This window comes from Mesobacillus stamsii (assembly GCF_030814065.1).
GTDB classification, from domain to species: domain Bacteria; phylum Bacillota; class Bacilli; order Bacillales; family Cytobacillaceae; genus Mesobacillus; species Mesobacillus stamsii.
The window spans coordinates 24,704-45,142 of record NZ_JAUSUN010000007.1; the positions used below are offsets into that span (position 1 = coordinate 24,704).

The 20,439-nt window shown below is 36.9% G+C and carries 21 protein-coding genes, 1 other RNA gene, 2 pseudogenes and 1 riboswitch; of the genes and pseudogenes, 7 read left to right on the top strand and 17 right to left on the bottom strand.

Going from position 1 to position 20,439, the window contains the following annotated elements:
- The first annotated feature begins 69 nt into the window (after positions 1-69).
- Both J2S25_RS07615 and J2S25_RS07620 read left to right on the top strand, forming a co-directional pair.
- Complete coding sequence (locus tag J2S25_RS07615) at positions 70-675, top strand: chromate transporter (RefSeq protein WP_307191607.1); 606 nt, start codon at positions 70-72, stop codon at positions 673-675.
- Entirely contained in the window at positions 672-1,214 is a 543-nt protein-coding gene (locus J2S25_RS07620; protein WP_307191608.1) for a chromate transporter, read from the top strand. The genes J2S25_RS07615 and J2S25_RS07620 overlap by 4 nt, the downstream gene beginning before the upstream one ends.
- 32 nt (positions 1,215-1,246) lie before the next feature.
- On the opposite strand, the gene J2S25_RS07625 is transcribed toward J2S25_RS07620, so the two are convergent.
- The 6 genes from J2S25_RS07625 to J2S25_RS07650 form a co-directional block, all read right to left on the bottom strand.
- Positions 1,247-1,861 (bottom strand): hypothetical protein, encoded by a 615-nt coding sequence (locus J2S25_RS07625; protein WP_307191609.1) that lies wholly within the window; start codon positions 1,859-1,861, stop codon positions 1,247-1,249.
- A gap of 137 nt (positions 1,862-1,998) precedes the next feature.
- On the bottom strand, positions 1,999-3,852 hold the full coding sequence (gene ctaD, locus J2S25_RS07630; protein WP_307191610.1) for a cytochrome c oxidase subunit I: 1,854 nt from the start codon (positions 3,850-3,852) through the stop codon (positions 1,999-2,001).
- 137 nt (positions 3,853-3,989) lie between these two features.
- On the bottom strand, positions 3,990-4,649 hold the full coding sequence (locus J2S25_RS07635; RefSeq protein WP_044390561.1) for a peroxiredoxin: 660 nt from the start codon (positions 4,647-4,649) through the stop codon (positions 3,990-3,992).
- 227 nt (positions 4,650-4,876) lie between these two features.
- Positions 4,877-5,170: a spore coat protein gene (locus J2S25_RS07640; RefSeq protein ID WP_307191656.1), complete on the bottom strand. Its 294-nt coding sequence runs from the start codon at positions 5,168-5,170 to the stop codon at positions 4,877-4,879.
- Positions 5,170-5,379 (bottom strand): hypothetical protein, encoded by a 210-nt coding sequence (locus J2S25_RS07645; protein ID WP_307191611.1) that lies wholly within the window; start codon positions 5,377-5,379, stop codon positions 5,170-5,172. Before J2S25_RS07645 ends, J2S25_RS07640 begins: the two co-directional genes overlap by 1 nt.
- A gap of 20 nt (positions 5,380-5,399) precedes the next feature.
- Positions 5,400-5,765, bottom strand: coding sequence for a hypothetical protein (locus J2S25_RS07650; RefSeq protein ID WP_044390560.1), 366 nt, complete (start codon positions 5,763-5,765; stop codon positions 5,400-5,402).
- 209 nt (positions 5,766-5,974) lie between these two features.
- Between J2S25_RS07650 and J2S25_RS07655 the strand changes: the two genes are divergently transcribed.
- Positions 5,975-6,136, top strand: coding sequence for a hypothetical protein (locus J2S25_RS07655; RefSeq protein ID WP_157841604.1), 162 nt, complete (start codon positions 5,975-5,977; stop codon positions 6,134-6,136).
- A 108-nt stretch (positions 6,137-6,244) separates the two neighbouring features.
- Here the strand turns inward: J2S25_RS07655 and J2S25_RS07660 are convergent, their stop codons facing one another.
- Positions 6,245-6,364, bottom strand: a complete 120-nt coding sequence (locus tag J2S25_RS07660) for a bacitracin ABC transporter ATP-binding protein (RefSeq protein ID WP_307191612.1) — start codon at positions 6,362-6,364, stop codon at positions 6,245-6,247.
- Positions 6,365-6,513: 149 nt separating this feature from the next.
- Positions 6,514-6,655: riboswitch (cyclic di-AMP (ydaO/yuaA leader) on the top strand.
- Positions 6,656-6,812: 157 nt separating this feature from the next.
- On the opposite strand from J2S25_RS07660, the gene kimA reads away from it, so the two are divergent.
- Positions 6,813-8,630, top strand: coding sequence for a potassium transporter KimA (kimA, locus tag J2S25_RS07665; RefSeq protein WP_431305954.1), 1,818 nt, complete (start codon positions 6,813-6,815; stop codon positions 8,628-8,630).
- Between the two features lie 258 nt (positions 8,631-8,888).
- Here the strand turns inward: kimA and J2S25_RS07670 are convergent, their stop codons facing one another.
- The 5 genes from J2S25_RS07670 to J2S25_RS07690 all read right to left on the bottom strand — a co-directional run bounded on the left by J2S25_RS07670 (position 8,889) and on the right by J2S25_RS07690 (position 13,315).
- Entirely contained in the window at positions 8,889-9,053 is a 165-nt protein-coding gene (locus J2S25_RS07670; protein WP_157841603.1) for a hypothetical protein, read from the bottom strand.
- Between the two features lie 262 nt (positions 9,054-9,315).
- Positions 9,316-9,876, bottom strand: coding sequence for a hypothetical protein (locus tag J2S25_RS07675; RefSeq protein ID WP_128721465.1), 561 nt, complete (start codon positions 9,874-9,876; stop codon positions 9,316-9,318).
- A gap of 142 nt (positions 9,877-10,018) precedes the next feature.
- A complete protein-coding gene (locus J2S25_RS07680; RefSeq protein WP_052806906.1) occupies positions 10,019-10,765 on the bottom strand; it encodes a GNAT family N-acetyltransferase in 747 nt (248 codons plus the stop codon).
- Between the two features lie 73 nt (positions 10,766-10,838).
- Entirely contained in the window at positions 10,839-12,053 is a 1,215-nt protein-coding gene (locus J2S25_RS07685; RefSeq protein ID WP_044390556.1) for an MFS transporter, read from the bottom strand.
- A 407-nt stretch (positions 12,054-12,460) separates the two neighbouring features.
- A complete protein-coding gene (locus J2S25_RS07690; protein WP_044390555.1) occupies positions 12,461-13,315 on the bottom strand; it encodes an alpha/beta fold hydrolase in 855 nt (284 codons plus the stop codon).
- A 142-nt stretch (positions 13,316-13,457) separates the two neighbouring features.
- Between J2S25_RS07690 and J2S25_RS07695 the strand changes: the two genes are divergently transcribed.
- Both J2S25_RS07695 and J2S25_RS07700 read left to right on the top strand, forming a co-directional pair.
- A complete protein-coding gene (locus J2S25_RS07695) occupies positions 13,458-13,643 on the top strand; it encodes a hypothetical protein (protein WP_044390586.1) in 186 nt (61 codons plus the stop codon).
- 133 nt (positions 13,644-13,776) lie between these two features.
- Positions 13,777-15,095: pseudogene (locus J2S25_RS07700) on the top strand (IS1380 family transposase).
- Between the two features lie 624 nt (positions 15,096-15,719).
- On the opposite strand, the gene J2S25_RS07705 reads toward J2S25_RS07700, so the two are convergent.
- Both J2S25_RS07705 and J2S25_RS07710 read right to left on the bottom strand, forming a co-directional pair.
- Positions 15,720-15,959 (bottom strand): hypothetical protein, encoded by a 240-nt coding sequence (locus J2S25_RS07705; protein ID WP_044390554.1) that lies wholly within the window; start codon positions 15,957-15,959, stop codon positions 15,720-15,722.
- A 139-nt stretch (positions 15,960-16,098) separates the two neighbouring features.
- Positions 16,099-16,839, bottom strand: coding sequence for a tetratricopeptide repeat protein (locus tag J2S25_RS07710; RefSeq protein ID WP_044390553.1), 741 nt, complete (start codon positions 16,837-16,839; stop codon positions 16,099-16,101).
- Positions 16,840-17,334: 495 nt separating this feature from the next.
- On the opposite strand from J2S25_RS07710, the pseudogene J2S25_RS07715 reads away from it, so the two are divergent.
- A pseudogene (locus J2S25_RS07715) lies at positions 17,335-18,174 on the top strand (tyrosine-type recombinase/integrase).
- A 134-nt stretch (positions 18,175-18,308) separates the two neighbouring features.
- On the opposite strand, the gene J2S25_RS07720 reads toward J2S25_RS07715, so the two are convergent.
- The 3 genes from J2S25_RS07720 to smpB form a co-directional block, all read right to left on the bottom strand.
- The gene (locus tag J2S25_RS07720) at positions 18,309-18,596 is read right to left on the bottom strand and encodes a DUF4871 domain-containing protein (protein WP_500684433.1); all 288 of its coding nucleotides are present in this window, start codon (positions 18,594-18,596) and stop codon (positions 18,309-18,311) included.
- Between the two features lie 856 nt (positions 18,597-19,452).
- Positions 19,453-19,811, bottom strand: a transfer-messenger RNA (tmRNA) gene (gene ssrA, locus J2S25_RS07725).
- A gap of 150 nt (positions 19,812-19,961) precedes the next feature.
- The gene (gene smpB, locus J2S25_RS07730; protein ID WP_044390551.1) at positions 19,962-20,429 is read right to left on the bottom strand and encodes an SsrA-binding protein SmpB; all 468 of its coding nucleotides are present in this window, start codon (positions 20,427-20,429) and stop codon (positions 19,962-19,964) included.
- Positions 20,430-20,439 lie beyond the last annotated feature (10 nt).

The window sequence follows — 20,439 nt, forward strand, 5'->3', positions numbered from 1 at the left end:
ACTTTTAACCAAAATGGTCAAAAGTGTGTTACACTATAAATAAAATCAATTATTCGAGAGGAGAACAATATGAAATGGAAATTGTTATTTGAGTTATTTGTTGTCTTCTTTAAAATTGGACCAATTTCATTTGGCGGAGGATATGCGATGATCCCGTTAATTGAACGGGAGATTATCGATAAGAAAAAATGGATACGCTCTGAAGAAGTTTCGGAGGTGTTTGCAATAGCTGGTACCGCACCTGGAGCAATCGCCGTTAATGCGGCCATTTTTATTGGGTATCGGCTCGCGGGCTTTTTAGGTGCATTGGCCGCGATGATCGGCGTTTTATTGCCAACCACGGCAATTGTTATGCTGTTGGGTTCGCTTTATTTTTTATTTAAGGATAATGCGCTAGTGGAGGGGGCTTTTTTAGGGATACGTGCCGCAGTTGTGGGCTTGATTACGTATGCAGGAATCAAGGTTGCCCGCACTTCGATTATTGACAAACCTACGTTCATCTTATTCTTTTTGATCCTGCTTTCCTTGCTGTTTTTACACCTTAATCCGATCCTAGCAATCTTCATTGGCGCCCTTGCCGGAATCCTGACAATGACAGTTAAGAAAAAAATCCAACAAAAGCGAGAGGAAAAAACACACTTTCAGAATAAACAAATAAGGGAGACATCTAAATGATTTTAATTAATTTATCGCTTCTTTTTCTTTTTATTGGGGTTATATCATTTGGCGGAGGATTTGCCATGATCCCTGTTATTGAAGCAGAAGTCACTAAGCGCGGTTGGCTCACTACGTCTGAATATACAGATATTATTGCTGTTGCAGGTATGGCACCTGGGTCCATTGCTTCCAATAGTGCTACTTTAGTGGGATATCATGTTGCTGGGGTTCCCGGTGCGATTGTATCCTCCATAGCGATAACATTTCCATCACTTATCCTAATCCTGCTCATCGCAGTTTCCTTCAATAAAATTAACCAGAGTCCGCTCTTCCATTCTATTTTCTACGGTCTTCGTCCGATAGTGACCGGATTGATCCTGTTTGCTGCGATAAAATTCGCGATTTCGAATGGATTGATCGCGAGTACATTTTCATGGCAAATGGTGATCTTATTAAGTATATTTGCCCTTTCCTTGTTCGCCCTTCTATATTATAAAGTGCATCCTGTCCTCGTAATTCTCGCTTCAGGAATAGTGGGAGCCGTTATTTTTTCCTAATTTCATGATGATAAACTAGGCTCCCATTTTTTTTAGGCATCACTATACCAGTAATTCCGTTTATCCACTTGATCCTCTTGATTACAGGCATTCTTGATGACAAAAAACAAAGCAATTGTGGTGATAAGAAGATCGACCCCAAAATAAATCGCAGCAATGAACTGAATTTTCGCTGAACCTCCATTTAATAAAATCGGAACAAATGAGAACACCCTTATACTAGAATAGAGACAGAGCATGAGAATTTTCTTAATATAGCTCCAATCTGGAATAATAGGCATTAAGTTTAAGATGAACGGGTACCACATTAGCGTGGACAAAAGCATCGATAAATAAAAGGAAACCAAAATAGAGAGGGTTTTTGGTTCATTTCCAGTTATCAAGTAAAAATGAAAAGCATGAAATAGCCCAGAATAAAGCAGAAGGGAAACAAAAGGAAAAGAGAAAAAGAAAGCGATTCTCCTTTCCCGATATCGCCATAACATCTTTAAGATTTTATTTTTATCCAAATAGAATAAATAAACTGGGGCCAAAATTCCAAATACAATAACCTCGGCAATCATTAACAAGGAAACATCTATTTTGTCCGTAAAAAAAATCACCAATACACTATTCGAGAGAACCATCATGATCAATAGTAAAGTCATTCTCAATGATTTCTGTTTAATCCTTGTAACATCTAAGTACTTAACACAAAAAAGTAATTGAATAGTAGAACAAGAACGGAATTTATGATCATTGGAATACCCCTCATATCCTGAATTCGGAATAGCAAAACAGTCCCTTAAGGCCTTTCTATTTGCGGTGTTGCATCCTTTTGCTTTACCTCTATGTGATAACCATGATCGTCTTTTACCGACCTAGTCAACATTGATAGAAGGGTAATGAGAATCCCTATTGCCGCGATAATAAACTGATGATAAATGATCGCTAATCCGGCTATAAATAATCCAAGGGCTATGAATAATGGCAATATAGAAGGATTCGGCATGTGAATCATGCCTGCCGGCTCGGCGTCAACGAAGCCTTCATTCTTCCCGCCATATTTTTGTGTGAAGAAAGCATCCAGGCTTTTGACAAGTGGGACCTGGACAAAATTATATTCGGGCGGAGGAGAAGAAATAGCCCATTCCAATGTCCTTCCATCCCATGGGTCATTTTCGATCACTGCTTTTGCTCTGGCCGTCTTAACAATATTCACGATTAATAGTAAAGATCCGCCAAACATCGCAATCGCACCGATCGTACTGATCATATTTAAAGTTTCGAACCCTTGCCCTGGCAAATACGTAAAAATCCTTCTTGGCATTCCAAATAATCCGAGAAAGTGCTGCGGAAAAAAAGTGAAATGAAATCCGCTAAAGAATAACCAGAATTGCCAAATCCCTAATTTCTCGTCCAGTTTTTTTCCGAAAATTTTTGGATACCAATAGAAGATTCCCGAAAAGATTCCAAAAACGACAGAAGCGATGATGACATAATGAAAGTGAGCGACAACAAAGTAAGTATCATGGAATTGATAGTCAGCTGCCGGAACACCCAACATCACCCCAGTTACCCCTCCCATAACAAAGGATGGGATAAAACCAACGGCAAAGAGCATCGCTGTCGTAAACTTAATAGATCCGCCCCACATCGTAAACAGGTAGTTAAAGATTTTAATCCCAGTAGGAATCGCAATGGCCATTGTTGTGATCCCGAAAATCGTGTTGGCAATCGGTCCTAATCCAGTCGTGAACATATGGTGAGACCACACCATAAACCCAATGAAGCCAATCAAGAAGGTTGCAAACACCATTGAAGAGTAGCCGAAAATTCGTTTCTTTGAAAACGTACTGATTACTTCGGAAATGATTCCCAGGGAAGGCAACAGCAATATATACACCTCAGGATGTCCAAAAATCCAAAATAAATGCTCATAAATGATCGAGTTCCCCCCACCTGCCGGATCAAAAAACTTAGCGCCAAAGATCCGGTCAAATGTCAGCAGAAACAAGGCGAGAGCTAATGTCGTAAATGCATATAAAATAAGAGCTGACGTAACAAAAGTTGACCACGTGAATAAAGGCATTCTCATATAGCTCATTCCTGGAGCACGCATATTAACGATCGTAACCAGGAAATTGATAGCACCTATGATGGTCCCAAAGCCAGAAATTTGCACGCTAAGCAAATAATAATCTACTCCCACTCCAGCACTATCTAAAGCAAGTGATGAGTACGCAGTCCAGCCTGCATCCGGCAAGGCACCGAAGAACCAGCTAATATTTAGCAAAACTCCGCCGAAGAAAAACAGCCAAAACCCCAATGCATTCAGAAATGGGAAAGCTACATCCCTTGCCCCAATTTGCAACGGCACAATAAAATTCATCAAGCCAAACAAGATCGGAAGGGCAGCAAAAAACATCATCGTCGTACCGTGCATAGTAATCATTTCATTATAAGTGGACGCGGATAAGAAATCATTATTCGGTACGATTAGCTGAATTCGAATTAATATTGCTTCGATACCAGCCAATAAAAAGAAAAAACCAGCCGCAAATATGTACATAACTCCAATTTTTTTGTGATCCACAGTTGTCAACCAATCCATTAGCACAGATTTTCCCACTGCCGTCTTTAAATAACTCTCCAACATAAACCCACCTTTTTTTGAAGTTATATAATAAAAAATACAATATGATTTTTTATAACCAAAAACAAGCTTCTCTAAACAGGTGGTTAAAAGATCCTATAAAAAAAGCTGAATAGGAGTTATCCTATCCAGCCATTTTTTTAAATATGTTTCTTGCAAAAATACCAATCTACACATTCATAATCAGAATTATTGACGCGGTTTTCGGCTTCTTCTTGCGTGCGTGGTGGTTTTACAATAACTTTCTCTCCTGGATTCCAGTTTGCCGGAGTAGCTACTTGATGTTCATCTGTTGTTTGCAATGCCTTTACGAGACGAACTATTTCTTGCATATTTCGTCCAGTGCTCAACGGATAGTAAATGATAGCTCGGACAATTTGTTCTCCATCTACTACAAATACCGCTCTTGACGTCTCGGTACTTCCACCCTCTGGCATTAACATACCGTAACTAACGGCTACCTCTTTATTTAAATCAGCAATAATAGGAAACTCCAGTTTCACATGAAAATTTTCTTCAATGTTTCGAGCCCAGGCTATGTGTGAATGGACACTGTCAATGCTCAAACCAATCAATTCCGTGTTAAGTTCCTTCAGCTCTGGATAAATCTCTTGGAATGCAATGAACTCAGTTGTACAAACAGGCGTGAAATCGGAAGGATGAGAGAAAAGAATAAACCATTTCCCCTTATAATCTTCACTGGAAATCATTCCGTGAGTAGTTTCAATCTTAAATTTTGGTGCTTTGTCTCCGATTCGCGGTAAGCTAATTACCTTTTCGGAATTTGTTGTTTCTTCCATTTGATAACAACTCCTTTTTTATAATGATTATTACTTAGTTATTATTTCATTGTTTTAATATTCAATCCATAGGGGAAAACCCCTATTATTCATTTTCTCTCATTATACCTTTACCCTAAATCGTAAATAGAAACCCTAAATGATCAAATGATTGGCGAACACACTAAATGGAGCCCCCTTTTTATGATAGGGGCTCTCCATTTTCTTGGATTTAAAAAGTTGTTGTATTACTTTATGTTCATAGCGGTTTGGGCGGCTTCTAAATCTACAGTCAGCTGCTCAGACAGATTATTTGGATGGTAATACCCTTTACTAACCATATAATTAAAAATTTGCTCGTGCGTATCAACTGCGTCATTAAAATATTGCTTTAATGTCTCCCGCACTTCTGGTGTTGTTGTTTCTGTAAGTGCTACAGCAAAATTTTGAACTCCTGATTTTGCAGTAAGAAGGAAATCCGTTGCTACTACTTGCTCTGTCATTGCACCCATTCCAGTCATGTTTTGTATCATTTCATTCATCATTGCTCACCTCTATTCGTAATAAATTGTTGCAACCCTTGAATTTGTTGTTTTGACTTCGTAACATCTTGATCGAGAATACTTTTCAAGGCTTGGTCTTGAACTAACGTACTCATTGTTGCAGCTTTGGTTAGGCAATTGTTTTTAAAGGTAAGCAGCTCATGAAGCTCGTATGTTTCATGTGGTGCAAGATATTGTGTATTATTCATTGTTCAACTCCTCCTCGTTTTTATTGTTGTCTAAAAGAAGCTTGTGCCTGATTTTGATTATAGGGCTGGTATCCATGCATAGGATCCATAGTGTGTTGGGTATGGAGCTGTGATGTTACTCCCTGTTCAAGCTGATTACAGAGATTAATCACTTCTTGGCAGCGCTGTATCGCTTGATCATGTCCAATTAAGGCTTGTTCTATTGTTTTAACAGCTTGTTTCTCGCGACTTTGTAAATGATCCAGCATTTGAGCGTTTTGTTGTTCTTGCTGCATCAATTGTCGATATACCATGCTTGCTTGTTGCGTTTGCTGGATTAGCTGTTGAGCAATCTGGCGGCTTTGGTTAATTTGCTGAACACTGGTGCTATTATTAGTTTGAAACATGTGAACGCCCTCCTCCATTTGATGTAGAGCCTAAAAAACAACTCCGAAGCTTATTATCTGCACCGATAGAGCAAGTATTCAGGGAAAAATTACTAGTGGGTTTTTATTTCCGATGATTTCTATGTATAAGGAAGGATAAAACTTCTTATAATAAGGTTGATTTTCCGATTTGAAAATCTTTTTTAAAAAAAAGAATGGAGGAAGAATAGGTGGACTCTAACTATACAGAAAAATCGACCGACAACAAAATCGAATCTCCATCCGTCACGCAACAACGGAAGGAACTTGAAAAACAGAATCATGCAGGAAATACAAAGGGAACTACGAACGAAATTCAACAAATGGTAACAGACGAGGGTGTAAACCAGTAATAGGAGTTCCACGTTGTTCTTGGAACCATAACCCACGAACAACGTGGAATAAATGAAATCCACAATTCAGACAGCGCAAAATTTATAACTCGAATGGCTTTTTACTTCTCACTGAGCGTTTGGCTGTTCCCTCTGTTCCTGCATTCGACCCTCAGATTCCTGATTAATTTCCTTGGCAATTTCATCTAAAAATTCATCAGATAATAAAGGACGATTCTCTTTAAGCATAGTGCTTCCCTCCTTTATCCTATAATAGTAAAACATGACAAAAGAAGTGCGAATCAACAGTATTAATATAGCCTGATCCTTGATCAGTTAATCTAAAATTTTTATTTACTTTTACATTCTGCAGGAGTATTATTATCAACAGTTTCCTATTTCTATATTCGCTGAAACCTTTTGGTACGGGGAAACCAGTTATGTGGATTCTAAAGAATCCGGGGGTGAATCCTTTTTAGGTAGGGCTACTCAAAGGTCCGAATCCGACAGCTAACCTCGTAAGCGTTCAATTGAGAAGGAAAGTGGAGCTTGCAGACAAAAAATCATGTCTACAGGTCTATTTCTTATGGCTTGTAGGCATTTTTGCTTTCTTAAACTCGATGTAGAGTACAACGTTTCGCAACAGGGTAAAATAATTTGATAAAATTTAATTTGGCGGGTGAATTTAGTGTTACCTATGTTAAAACGATTTTTAATTGGACGGCCATTAAAATCTACTGAACTAGGAGAACAGAGACTTAACAAGACGAAAGCATTAGCGATCCTTTCTTCTGACGCTTTATCATCCGTTGCATATGGCCCAGAACAAATATTAATTGTTTTAATTACTGTTGGTATGACAGCGTTCTGGTACTCTATTCCGATTGCAATCGGGGTCTTACTCCTTTTAACAGCGTTAATATTATCTTATCGGCAAATCATTTATGCATATCCTCATGGCGGAGGAGCGTATGTTGTCTCAAAAAATAATTTAGGCATGTTGCCCGGATTAATTGCCGGTGGGTCTTTATTGGTAGACTATGTGTTAACAGTCGCTGTAAGTGTTTCAGCAGGTACCGATGCAATTACATCTGCTTTCCCGACTTTACATGGCCATAATGTAGGAATAGCTATTGCTTTTGTTATATTCCTTACCGTACTTAACCTGAGAGGGGTAACAGAGTCTGCTTCCATTTTAGCCTATCCCGTTTATTTATTCGTTCTCGCTTTATTCATCTTAATTGCTGTGGGGCTCTATAATATTGCCACTGGTGAGATTCCGCCCACTTTACATTCACCAATTGGCACTCCCGTCGCAGGAATTAGTTTGTTCATCCTTTTAAGAGCGTTTGCCTCTGGCAGTTCGGCCTTAACGGGAGTGGAGGCTATCTCCAATGCAATCCCAAATTTCAAAGATCCTTCCCCTGTTAATGCGTCGAAAACATTAATGGCGATGGGTGGATTACTTGCGTTACTTTTTTCAGGAATTGTCTATTTAGCCTATTATTATGGAGTTATTCCAAGTGCAGATGTCACAGTCATCTCACAAATAGCAGAAATGACTTTCGGACGGAATTACATGTATTTTTTCATTCAAGGAACTACCGCTTTGATATTAATCCTTGCAGCAAACACAGGCTATTCGGCTTTCCCTTTGTTGGCGGTTAACCTTGCGAAAGACAAATTCATACCGAGGATGTTTCTTGTTAGAGGAGACCGATTGGGATACTCTAATGGCATCATCATACTTGGGATTGCGTCCATTTTATTAATTATTTCCTTTCAAGCGGAAACAGAGCATCTCATCCCTTTATATGCGTTAGGTGTGTTTATTCCTTTCACCTTATCCCAGACAGGAATGATGCTTAAGTGGATTCGTCAAAAGCCTAAAGGATGGATGCCAAAATTTATTATTAATACAATTGGTGCTTTCATCAGCTTTATCGTTTCTCTCATTTTCTTTTTAACAAAATTTACACAAGTATGGTCGATTCTACTTTTCTTGCCTTTCATCATTTGGCTGTTTCATCGTATTAGAAAACATTATGAAGCGGTTGGAGATCAGTTACGATTAACTACATGCGAGCCTTCTTCGCCGATTGAAGGAAATGTGATCATTGTACCTGTGGCTGGTTTAACGCATGTGGTGGAGAACTCCTTAAATTATGCAAAAGCCTTGTCTGCTGACCAGATCCTTGCAGTTTATGTTTCCTTTGAACGAGATGATGAAAAGAAGTTTGAAGAAAAGTGGAAAAAATGGCAACCTGATATTAGACTAGTGACTTTACACTCTCATTATAGAAGTATTATTAACCCCCTCACCAAATTCGTTGATACCGTTGAACATAAGGCTAAGGAAGCAAATTATCAAGTAACGGTGATCATCCCACAATTTATTCCTAAGAAGGGATGGCACAATATACTTCATAATCAATCAAGTTTATTAATTCGCGCCTTCCTGCTTTACCGCAGGAACGTAGTTGTTACTACAGTACCTTATCATTTAAAAAAATAGTATCTGAAAAGGACCATTTATTTTTAACGGGTTCCGTTTCCTATCGCAAAAACCATTATTTACACATTAAAATGTATACCTAATTGCACCGCAAAATGTGGTGCCTTCTGCCATATAAAAAGTAGCCAACATCAAGCTGAGCTACTTTTTGTGTTTATTTTATTGGCTTTTTAACTAATACTACCCATTACTGAAAAAATGAAAAAAGAACAATAACTAAATAAATATTAAAACACTTGAAATAAGCATCTTACGTTACTATTTTTTATATTCCGTAAAGTCTGCTTTAAGGTTACCATTAGAGTCTTTTTTTATTTCAAGAAAATAGTTACCATTACCCCCAGAAACCCATTTACCATTTAGCTTTTCTTGAAACAAAATTTGCCAAACACCCTCATTAACATTATCAATTTTTTCAATCATTATTTCATTTTTGTTAATATCGTCGTGTTGCATAATAGCTGTAATAGCGGTATTCTTTATGTCATCCTCAGTTATCTTTTGAGAAGCACATCCAGATAGAACTAGAATAATAGCTAAACTTAATATAATAAAATACGATATCTTTTTCAGAAATCTCCCCTCCTTATTAACTCTTCTGCGTCGTTAGCACAATAGGAAAAAGAGCAGTCGATCATGTAATTTTGTTCAACTATTGCCCCCGTTAGCGAGTAATGAGTAGGAGCTAATTTGTTCTTCCTTCAAACAAACCATCTCCATAAACTCCTGATTTCCAATAGAGATTTCCCTCCTTATCATAAGCTTCAATTTTAAGTGGATCAGATTCACCATTTAGCGATTCCTCTAATTCATCAAATGTAGTAAACCAATGTCTCTTACCATCATTGATATCAATTATTTCTGCTTGATGTTCGACTGTCCTTTGCTTCACAATCACTTTTGTTATTTTTTCATCTGTAATAATTCCAGCAAATATAGCCATACCTGACATATTGCTCATTGTCCAATCGAATCCATCATGTGGGTTCAATTCAGCATTTGATGTACCTTGAAAGTAATCATCTTTTTCTCTATAAAAAGAAGCTCTAAAACCACTTTTATCTTTATATAAAATCATTTTACCACCCTTATGGTCTTCAATATGAAGAATATTGGTGGATTTAGGAAAAGGCACTCGTTTCATAATTTGTTCTTCAACGTTAATTTGTTCTTTTACGCTACATGCACCTGTTATAATAATAAAAATAAATAAAATAACTATAGAAAATAATGTTTTTTGTTTCAAATTAACCTCTCCCACTACAACTTTACCATAAAAATCCATTACCCCTTATTAAATATTCCTGCTCCTATAGCTTAATAAGGAATTCAACAAAAAAGTACATAAATCCTTCCTGATCAACTCTCCCTTAACTCTTCACTAAGTTTTAGTTTTCCCTTTTGAAAACCTTATTTTGTTCTATAACTGTACATCCATTATTCCGGAATGTTTTAAGCATTGGAAGGTTGTTGTGACCAGTGCAGCCAATATAATGGGTGGCCATAAAGTCATTTTTTAATATTTCTAATGCTTGCTGATGAAGAAGTTTGCTTTTTCCCTTCCCTCTTTCGTTTGGAATGATGCCAAAATAAAATATCCTTCCTTCTTCTGAAGTCCCAGGTTCTATATGGGGCATAATTACTCCGATTGGATTTCCCTTATCATAAGCAATAATACAAGATTTCTTATAGTTGGGGCCTAATTCCAACTCTACACTACGCATTTGTTCGTCAACATCTAGCGAAGAAGGTGCATTTAATGATCCTTTCATAGATTCCTCCCAAACCCTTTTAAACTCTGCTACCGAAAGTTCGTGTAAATCCTTTAGTAAGAACCCGTTTTCAACCTTAGATGAATCATCTAACACCTTATGGACAGTAACATTTTCATCATGTAACTTAAACCCATTTTCTATTAAAAGAGAGTCTACTTCTTTGTTGAATTTACTATTAACCAGTATATTTACATTTTTACAGTTTTTTATAAATGACTGTCCCATCAGATATGTTATAAGTTCAATTAGTTCTTGATTCGCCAGAATTTTTGTATCTTCTATAGTTACAAAGTTTTCTCCTTTTACAATTTTTATTCTTGCCAATGAATTAGAATTGCTTTGTGAATTCTTTACCTCCATCTTTTCAGCCCCTTAAAGCACAAATATAAAAGCATGGGACCACAGATGATCCGCAGTCCCACTCTATCATTCATTATTCAAATTCGATTATATTCCTAACAAACAAGTGCTTACTTTTATAAACAATTAAACTGACAACTGCAAGGAGTATTCCTGAGATCATAAACACGATTCTTATTCCCAGTAAATCTGCTAACAGTCCCATAACAAGAGAGCCAACGCCAAAGATTCCAGTGCCGATAGCCCCTAACGAAGTATAAACCGTTGATAACTGTTCTTTTGTAACGCTGGTTTGTATCACTGTTTGTTGAGGTATGCCTTTAATTTGACCAAAAATCCCTACAAATAGCGACAATAGGAGTGCAGCGATTGGTATGCTGTTTATGCTAAATAGTAATGTGACTAAGGAGCTTAGGATTGAACCAATAAATATAAAGGTCCCCAATTTCTTTTCAATGATAGAAGAATATTTAATACAATAAACACTTCCTAAAATCAATCCTATAAAGAAGGCACCATTAATAAATCCCCACCACTGTCCACCAACCTCTAAAGCATCGTTAACAAACACAAGGAGTATGGCTGCTATCCAAACCGTTCCTGCGATTGTCTCAAAGAAGTCTAGCCAAGCAATCTTTCTTAATACCGGAGTGTTAGATAAAGTTACCCATCCCTCCGTAATCTGTTTAAATTTCCCTTTAGCAGCCTCAACTCTATTATCAGATACATTTTCTAAAAGGCTGAGCAAGATGCTTGCTCCTATAAACAAACCTCCTGCTAACCATACCAGCTGCTGTGAGCTCATAATAATTAAGAATAAACTCCCTATGAACCACATCACTGCTTGTATGATCTGTGTAACAGTTTCTGCAAGTCCATTGGCTTTCATTAATTGACTAGGATTAACATAGTATGTAATTAATGTCTGCCTTATTGGATTTGCGCTTCCATCTAGTAAAGCAATCAATCCTATGATTAAGAAAATCAAATAATAATTTGATGCTGTAACTCCCACTAACATAAACCCCAGAATAAAAAGCAGAATAGTCTTTCCAATTTGGGATCCAGCCATTAACCATTTAAGATTTACTTTCCCCACCAAAAGTGGTGTTAACAGACTGGATATAAACATGGAAGAAGTAATTGTAAATGGTACAAATGAGGAAGCTGTTGCCGAGCCCGTTAATACAAAAATCGTACTGATGATACTGACCATATACAATACATCGCCAATATTAGCGAGCGATTGACCCAATAGTAATAAAGAAAAGTTTTTATTCAAGTTCATTTCATGTCCCCCAATTTCTGAAATGAAAATTGTCTTATATAGGGGAATTTTAAATTGGATTGTTCATTATTATTTACACCTTTCATATATCGAATAAATCTGGAGGACTAGATTTATGTTTGTTAGTTATTTTATAATTTCTCTTTCTTTTATACTACTCCATTTGTCCATTAAATGTAGTAGGTGGTTTGATGCTAGCCTAATCTTTATCCAGAGCCAATTTACATTATCTCCTTGAAAAAAAAATGACCCCTTGGTCCGCATTATTAAGAGGCGTGGCGGGTTCAGTTAATATTAAAATATTCTAATTAATCATAAAAGTCAACAGAATAGCTCTTAAAGTGACTGTTTGAATTTTCCTTTGTACAATTAGTATTTTCCTTTTTGAACTAAACTGTCCCTATAGCTCAATAAGAAATAGTTTCTTTTAAGTAAGTTGAAATGACTTGTCTAAACAACGACTTTTCTTCAAGGAAAGGGTAATGATTGCTTTCATTAAAAACAAATAGTTGTGACTTTGGTATTAACTCATTCATTTCTACGGAGAAAGAAAGCGGGCATTGTACATCGTATCGGCCACTCAATATTAAAGTATTAGTTGAAATTTTTTCTAACTCACGGGTTACATCAAAGATCATTTCTTCCCTAATAAAAAAGTTCATTCTTGGAGCAGACATCTTTTTATGTATGCCTAAAGAAAAGTATTCATCATACTTATCCGGGTGAAATAGAGACAGTTGCGTTCTCTCTTTTGAGAAACGCTCTCTTTCACTAGGTGACAAATCAGAGCGTTTTAAAGTCTCAATAAGTTGCTGCATTCGCTCAAAGTGTAGGTGGTCAGGATGATAGATACACTCAGAGGATGAATTAGCATACTTCCTGGCAGCCGACCCAACAATTATTAGTGAAGTAAGCGACGTAGAAAAATGAATGCCATAGATGATTCCTATCATACCTCCTGTCGAGTGCCCTGCAAATGTCCATTTGGCATACCCCAACGCCTCTCGGATTGCTTCAAGGTCGTATACAGCATCAAACATACTCAACTCATGAGCCTCATCAGCCTTACTTGAATTACCGGCTTGTTTTAAATTCACAAGGTAGACCGTATTATTCTCTGTCAAAGAATCTGCAAAGTAATCACCAGTATGATTAAACTCTGAATAATGATGAGTGACGCAAATTGGATTACCCTCTCCTTTTACAAAGACCTCAAAGTTACCGCGTGCGGTATGAATTGTTTTCGTTTCCCAGTAGGTCATTTCTAAATCTCCTTACCTATCTAGTTATCTATACTAATAGTCTTGGAATAAATCTTCTATACTTTTGAATACCTTGAGTCTTAATTTCTATAAAACAGGCAATAATTCCTTTTAGTATTCCAATTAAATGTGGGGGATTAGTTTGTTATTATCAACTGCGTGGAAATCCTATAAAGCTGATAAACGTATAGAAGGCTTTTCACCTTATACTTTAAAAGCATATGGAATCCAAGCGAAGTTGCTCATTGGTTATTTTAATGATCAGAAAATCGATAGTGTCGACACAGAAGGATTAAAGAAATATCTTGTCCTGAATTATTCACAGTAATTAAGAATCGGCCTTAAATTCCAGTACTCTAGGCTTTCTTGCCTGATTTAATCTGCACTAAATAAATGAAAAAAGAATCCATTTCTGATAAGGTTAAAACAACAACGAAATAACCACAGAAAGGATTCTTATAATGGCTACTTTAACGCAAAAAACGCTTGATTTCAATCGTGAAATTAAATTGTCAAATGATGGAGGTTCTCTTTCCTCCGACACGGGTGAATTTCTTTTCAGAGAATTTGATGAAAAAATCGGCTTTTCAAAAACTCTGGTTCAACATTTAGAACTAAATGATTCAAGAGCTTATTATCTTCATTCAAACGAAAACTTGTTACGCCAAAAGATTTATCAATGATTGCTGGGTATGCCGAAGATGACGCTGCGGACCAATTAACAAAAGATCCCGTTTTTACACAAATTATTGGTATACCGGCACTTGCTTCACAACCAAGCTTATCTCGTTTTTACCCTCGGTTTGATGAAAAGTCGATCGATCACTTAAATCAAGCTAACCAAGAATTACTTGATAAAATTCACGGCTTCCGAAAAGCAGAGACGCTATTCATAGACCTAGATTCTACCCATTCCGATACGTATGGTGAACAAGAATCTTCATCTTACAATTCGCATTATGGAACAATGGGCTTTCATCCTTTAGTTGCCTTTGATGGTGTCACAGGTGACTTTTTGAAGGCCAAGCTTCGTCCTGGTAATGTCTATACTTCCAATGGCGTTGTAGAATTTATACAACCCTTGATTGAACACTACAACGAAACATTCCCAGAAACGAGTTTGTTCCTACGTGGAGACAGTGGATTTGCTGTTCCAGCACTATATGAATTATGCGAAAAGGAATCCGTCTATTACATTATTCGTTTAAAATCAAATGCTCAACTACAGAGTCTAGCGAAAGAATATCATCCTTCTTCTACACCTGTAGACGTTTCAAAAACAGAATACTTTTTTGAAGAAAGCATTTACCAAGCAAAATCATGGTCAAAACCTAGAAAGGTCATTATCCAATCGGTGCGACCTGCGGGTGAATTATTCTTTACCCACTCCTTTTTTGTCACCAATTTCGAATGGGCTTCCCCTCAAGATATCGTCCGTGGTTATCAAAAAAGAGGAACGATGGAGAACTACATCAAGGAAGCTAAAAATGGCTTTTATTTTGATAAAATGAATAGCCATTCTTACATGGTTAACGAGGTTAAGATGATGTTGACTCTTCTAGGTTATAACTTAACCAATTGGTTACGAACCCTTTGCTTTCCAGAAGGGCAAAAGACGATGCAAATTGATACCATACGTACTCGAATAATCAAAGTAGCCAGTAGACTAGTGAAATCAGGCAGATCATTTCACTTTAAAATCATCGAGTTTTGTATATCAGAAATTCTTTTGGAACGTATTGGGTCAAATTCAAAAACTCCAGATAGAATAATCTGTTAGATTAGCCTTTGCTCAACACAACTGAAAAAAATAGTTTTTTCGGTTAAGGGGGGAGTCTGTCCAAAATTTGAATATTATCGATAAAATATTCAGTTAATTTGGTGGCAACGTATAAATTTTAAAATAATCTACAAAATTTCACCTATTGTAAAATTTACCCATGAGGTTTCGTGGAGCTATGAATATTTCAGGTCATTAATAAAAGCCTCCAATAAAATTTATTATTAAAAACAAAAAACCTCGCCTTAACTTTAATAGTTAAGGACGAGGTTTGAATGACCACGTGATACCACCTTATTTCACAAATGACTCACACCATTTGTCTCAGCTAGTACGGAGTAAACAGTTCTACTCTTATACTGTGACATTGATAACGAGTGCTACCGAAGCTCTCTGATGAAAAACAATATCATTTTACTTTTTCTCTTCATCGCATTTGTTTGATAATTACCAATAGTTTATTCAATAATTAATTCCCCAGAAGTCAACATTAATATCCCGAATTATTTTTATTATAGAAAATATATTGGGACGTATCTTCAACTAAACTGCTTCTATAGTTGAATTAACAAAAAGTGCTGCCGCAGCTCTATCTACTTAACACTCACACCCGTTGGTTGAAAATCATCCTTTCCTCTTAAACCAATAAATTATAAGTAATACACCAAAAGCAAGGAAAAGTGGAACATAAAAATTATCTAAGATTCCACTCGCCTCAACATTTGGAACTTCACCTGTCATTCTTCCAGAGTAAAACCCTGCACGAACAATACTGGTAGAAAGTACAGTAAATCCCCGTTCCAACGTATAGATTAAACCAGATATAATAATAAGTACAATTCCTAAAATCTTATAAAAGTTCATTTATTTCCCTCCCTTTTTCAATTTTAATAATTCCATACTACGATGATTTTCCTTGTTCAATAATCCTGCCCCTTATGTTTAAGTACATTTATTCACAAAGTTAGCTTCAATATAGGCTGCTACCCCGTTAGTATAAGAACTATTTCATTAAGGCTTCAATTTCCCTTACAGCAATTTGGTCGTTTGCTTCCCTAAATGCCATTATTGCCCTTTCAAAACATTCTGTTGCAAATATGTTGTTTCCATTAGTTTTGTAAACTTCCCCAAGACCTCTATAAGAACAACCAAGGCAAACTTTATCATCACATAGTTGAGCATATTCCAAGCACTTATTCATTAATTTTTCCGCAGTTTTCAATTCATAATTTAGTAAATGAATATAAGCTCGCTCATAAAAATTAGCAGATAGTTTAAGGTAGTTATCCAAACCGTAATCACTTAACAATCTATGTTCTTTATCAAGATGGTGTAGTGCTTTTTCATAATTCTTAGCCATTCTTTCTACCATACCCATTTGATGAATTGCAATTGCTTCTTCCTCGACATTCTTTGCCAAATTCTTTAATTCCTTGTATATATCCCGTGCGTCTGCAAATTTGTTGAGATGTGATTTCACATATCCCATTGCGTGTAAAACCTGATTATATTCACTTGAATTTTTATCTATTTCATTTAGGCATTCATCATAAATTTTTTCAGCTTTTAGATACTCGCCTTTATCGAACAAATCAAAAGCAGAGGAAGTTCTATATTCTATTCCACTCAATCTATTTTCACCTTCCTCATATGGAGTCTTACTAAATTTCCTTTTCTCCATTTGCACCATTAGTTTCATTAGAAATTCAATAAAACGGTGCGTAAATCCTGCTAGATTAGGCACCGTTTTCTAACCTATTCTTCCATAAGAATTTAAGAAAAAGTGCCTTTTCTCTTCCTAAACCAACCCACAAGGAGTTCCTTAAGATTAAACAATCGAATGTTTCACACATTTTTTGAAAAATTAAATATTACTCTTTATGGTAGTCTTTTTTTTCTACCTGTTTCAATCTATGAAGAATCTGAAATAGTATTGTCGTGGTAAAGGAAAATTGAACAATAAACAAAAATAAATAAATGAATTCAATATTTTCTCCACCAATAATAGATCCAATTCCATATACCAAAACAAAACTCCCAATGAAAGTTATGATGAAAACAAACAACCAATTATCCATTTTTATCATTTCTCCTTTTACTAGAACTTTTCCAAGTTATGCCATTAGAAAAAATAGAATATCTTTATTCCACTAACCTGCTTCTTTTGTTGAATAAGTGTATATTTCGATAAACCAGGCAATAATTCCTTTTAAAAGAGAAAATAATGGGAGGAATTAGGTTGTTACTATCAAAGGCGTGGGAAACATATCAGCCGACAAACGAATCGAGGGCTTTTCCCCATATACAATCAAAGCCTATGGCATTCAGGCAAGGTTGCTTGTTCTGTATTTCAAGGATGCAGAAATTGGCTCCATCAGCACTGCAAATTTGAAGAAATACCTTAATCATTCAGCGGCGGCCTTAAAGCCGTCCAGTATGGCACACAGGATACGATTTATGAAATCCCTGTTCCGCTGGTGCCACGAAGATGGCCATATGACACATAACCCCGCAGTAAAGATAAAGGAACCCAAGGTCGGAAAACGAATTCCGAAATTCTTAACCGAAAAGGAAAGCGAGCTTTTTGCGTGAGGCTTGCGTAAGTCCAATGGAAAAAGACCTGTTTGAATTTATGTTTTCGACAGGATGCAGGATTGGCGAAATTGTTTCGCTGGAACGCAACTGTATTAATTGGTCCAACCGTTCAGCCATTGTAAGGGGGAAAGGGGATAAGGAACGTGAAGTCTATTTCAATATTAGAGCAGAAATCTGGCTAAAGCGATACATCAATGAGCGTAAGGATGCCGATCCTGCCATTTTTGTGACAGAGCTGTTGCCTCAAAGATGAGTATTGCCCAAATGCGATATGTCATAAAGCAAATCTCAGCTCGTGCAGCCATTGATAAAGAAATTTATCCTCATCAACTCAGACACAGCTATGCAACCCATTTGTTGAATAACGGAGCCCCTGTTGAAGTCATACAAAGTCTTCTTGGGCCACGAGAAGAGTGAAACAACTCGAATATATGCCCAGCTAAGCGGAAGGTTAAGGCAGGAGTTTTACCAAAAATATTTCTAAGCAAAAGCGACGTTGTTAGCGTCGATTTTGTGTTCTCGCACCCTATAGTTTAAGTACGAACCTTCACAAACTATAGGAGTTTTCCTTAATAAGGACATTAACATTTCTATTAACGTCCTCCCCTTACTTATTAATTATTCCTTTATGTTATAGACTAATACATCGAATAATTTTCCATCAACATAAAGTAATATTGCCCATTTTCCTGCCATTGAATTGCTAACGCTTGATGGCGCGTGTGCATCTGCTCCATTATTCTCTCCCCCGAGCTCTATCGTCCAGCCTGTTGTTAGAATTTGATGAACAGTTCCTGTTTCTCTGTGAAAACCAACGACTGTTAGTTTAGTTTCATTCGGATTTTCAATACCCCATAGGTGCCACATCCACTCTTGGTTTTTGTTGATGCTCGGCAATTTGCGCAAACAGGAGTCAAATTGTTAAAACTTAACTTTTTTCAAAATCCGGATTGTCTATATAAGTGTCGTTTAAAAGGTTGCGTGCATCATATGTGTTTGTGATAGCGTCGAGAGAACTTAACATATTAAATTGGAAAAAGCGTTAGTCAAATGACTAACGCTTTTTTTTGTTACAAACTAAACTCTCTAAAGTAATGATTAAACACAACTTGAATTTTCAAATGGTAAAGCCGTACCAAACGATCCACTCTTAGCTTATTTTTTTTAATATTCAATCCTTCAAGACTATTAAGATTATTTGAAACTCATGTCTAACAATTTAGAAGTTACATTTATGGAGTTATGTGAAGATGACATGATAGACATATAGTTTTTATACCAAATGAAGAAATAAGTTTTTTGGATTATGATGTATTAAATCAAGCTGCGGACTTTATCATGAACTCAGTCAGTGAGATTACAGTAGCATACAGCTGCGTTTGATGTGGTCCGTTATGCCCTAATAGAACTTGGATACATTTTAATGGCATTTTTGCTGGGTTAAAATCGCATTGGGATCCATTATGTCCAATTAATGAATTTTTTTATGTTGTAAATGATAAGTATAAGGGAGTCCCAGCAACTGTTTATGAAGAATTGTTTTAAATCGCTGAATTAAATCCCAATATTCAATTTGATTTATTTAGTTTATAGGGGGTTACCGAAATTAGGAAAAAAAAAGACCGTAGATTTACTACAGTCTTCTTGAAGTATTGAAGTATATGAAGCATATATTTGCCGAGAGTTTATTGAAGCATATCATTGCCATACTGGCAAAATAATGGGTAAAATCACAAAATAAAAAATCCACCAACATATGTATTGGTGGAGACGGTGGGAGTCGAACCCACGTCCAAAGATATTGGCACTTAAGCTTCTACGAGTGTAGTCGGCATATTGGCGTTTCGCTGGTCCTTTTGCCTACCGACAGGCGGCCGGCCAGCTAGCCTGGTTGTTCTCTTCCTTCATCCTCAGGCGGTGGAATCCGGCGTAGCCCACTTAGAGTGAGTCCGCTACCCTACCACATGGGCGATGGAGGGGCGAACCGCTATGCAGTATTAAGCTGCGAAAGCGAGGTTGTTGTTTTGTTTGCCAGTTATAGGCGTTGACGTTTTAACGAGGCCGATCCCCTCGACTCGCCACCTAAGCTCAAACTACCCCTGTCGAATCCGTAACGTCCCCATAGAAAAGGCTGCTGTATCAGTGATACAGACGTTAGGAGAACTCGGTTAAGCCGAGCATTAAGTTAAGTTGTCACTCGTTGGTGACAGTTATTATTATAACACACTGAATCCTTTTTTCAACTGGTACACTCTTCCTCAGCAGACAAGCCTACATTTTCTGTCGTTCACGGAATGCTCGCTCAATATCGCGGCCCGCTTCCTTCTTCTTCAATGTCTCACGCTTGTCGTAGCTCTTTTTCCCCTTACCAAGACCAATTAAAACCTTCGCATACCCATTTTTTAGGTAAACTTTCAAGGGCACAAGTGCATAGCCTGCTTCCTTCGTTTCACCGATCAGCTGGTTGATCTGGCGCTTATGAAGCAAAAGTTTTCTTGTGCGCAGAGGATCATGGTTGTATCGGTTTCCCTGTTCATACGGGCTGATGTGCAGATTATATAAGAATAACTCCCCATTATCGACCTTTGCATATGAATCTTTTAGCTGAACGCGCCCGTTGCGAATCGATTTTATCTCTGTTCCTTGGAGGACGATTCCGGCTTCATACGTTTCTTCAATAAAATAGTCGTGATTTGCTTTTTTATTCTGGGCAACGACTTTTCCCTCACCTTTTGGCATAAAAAACTTC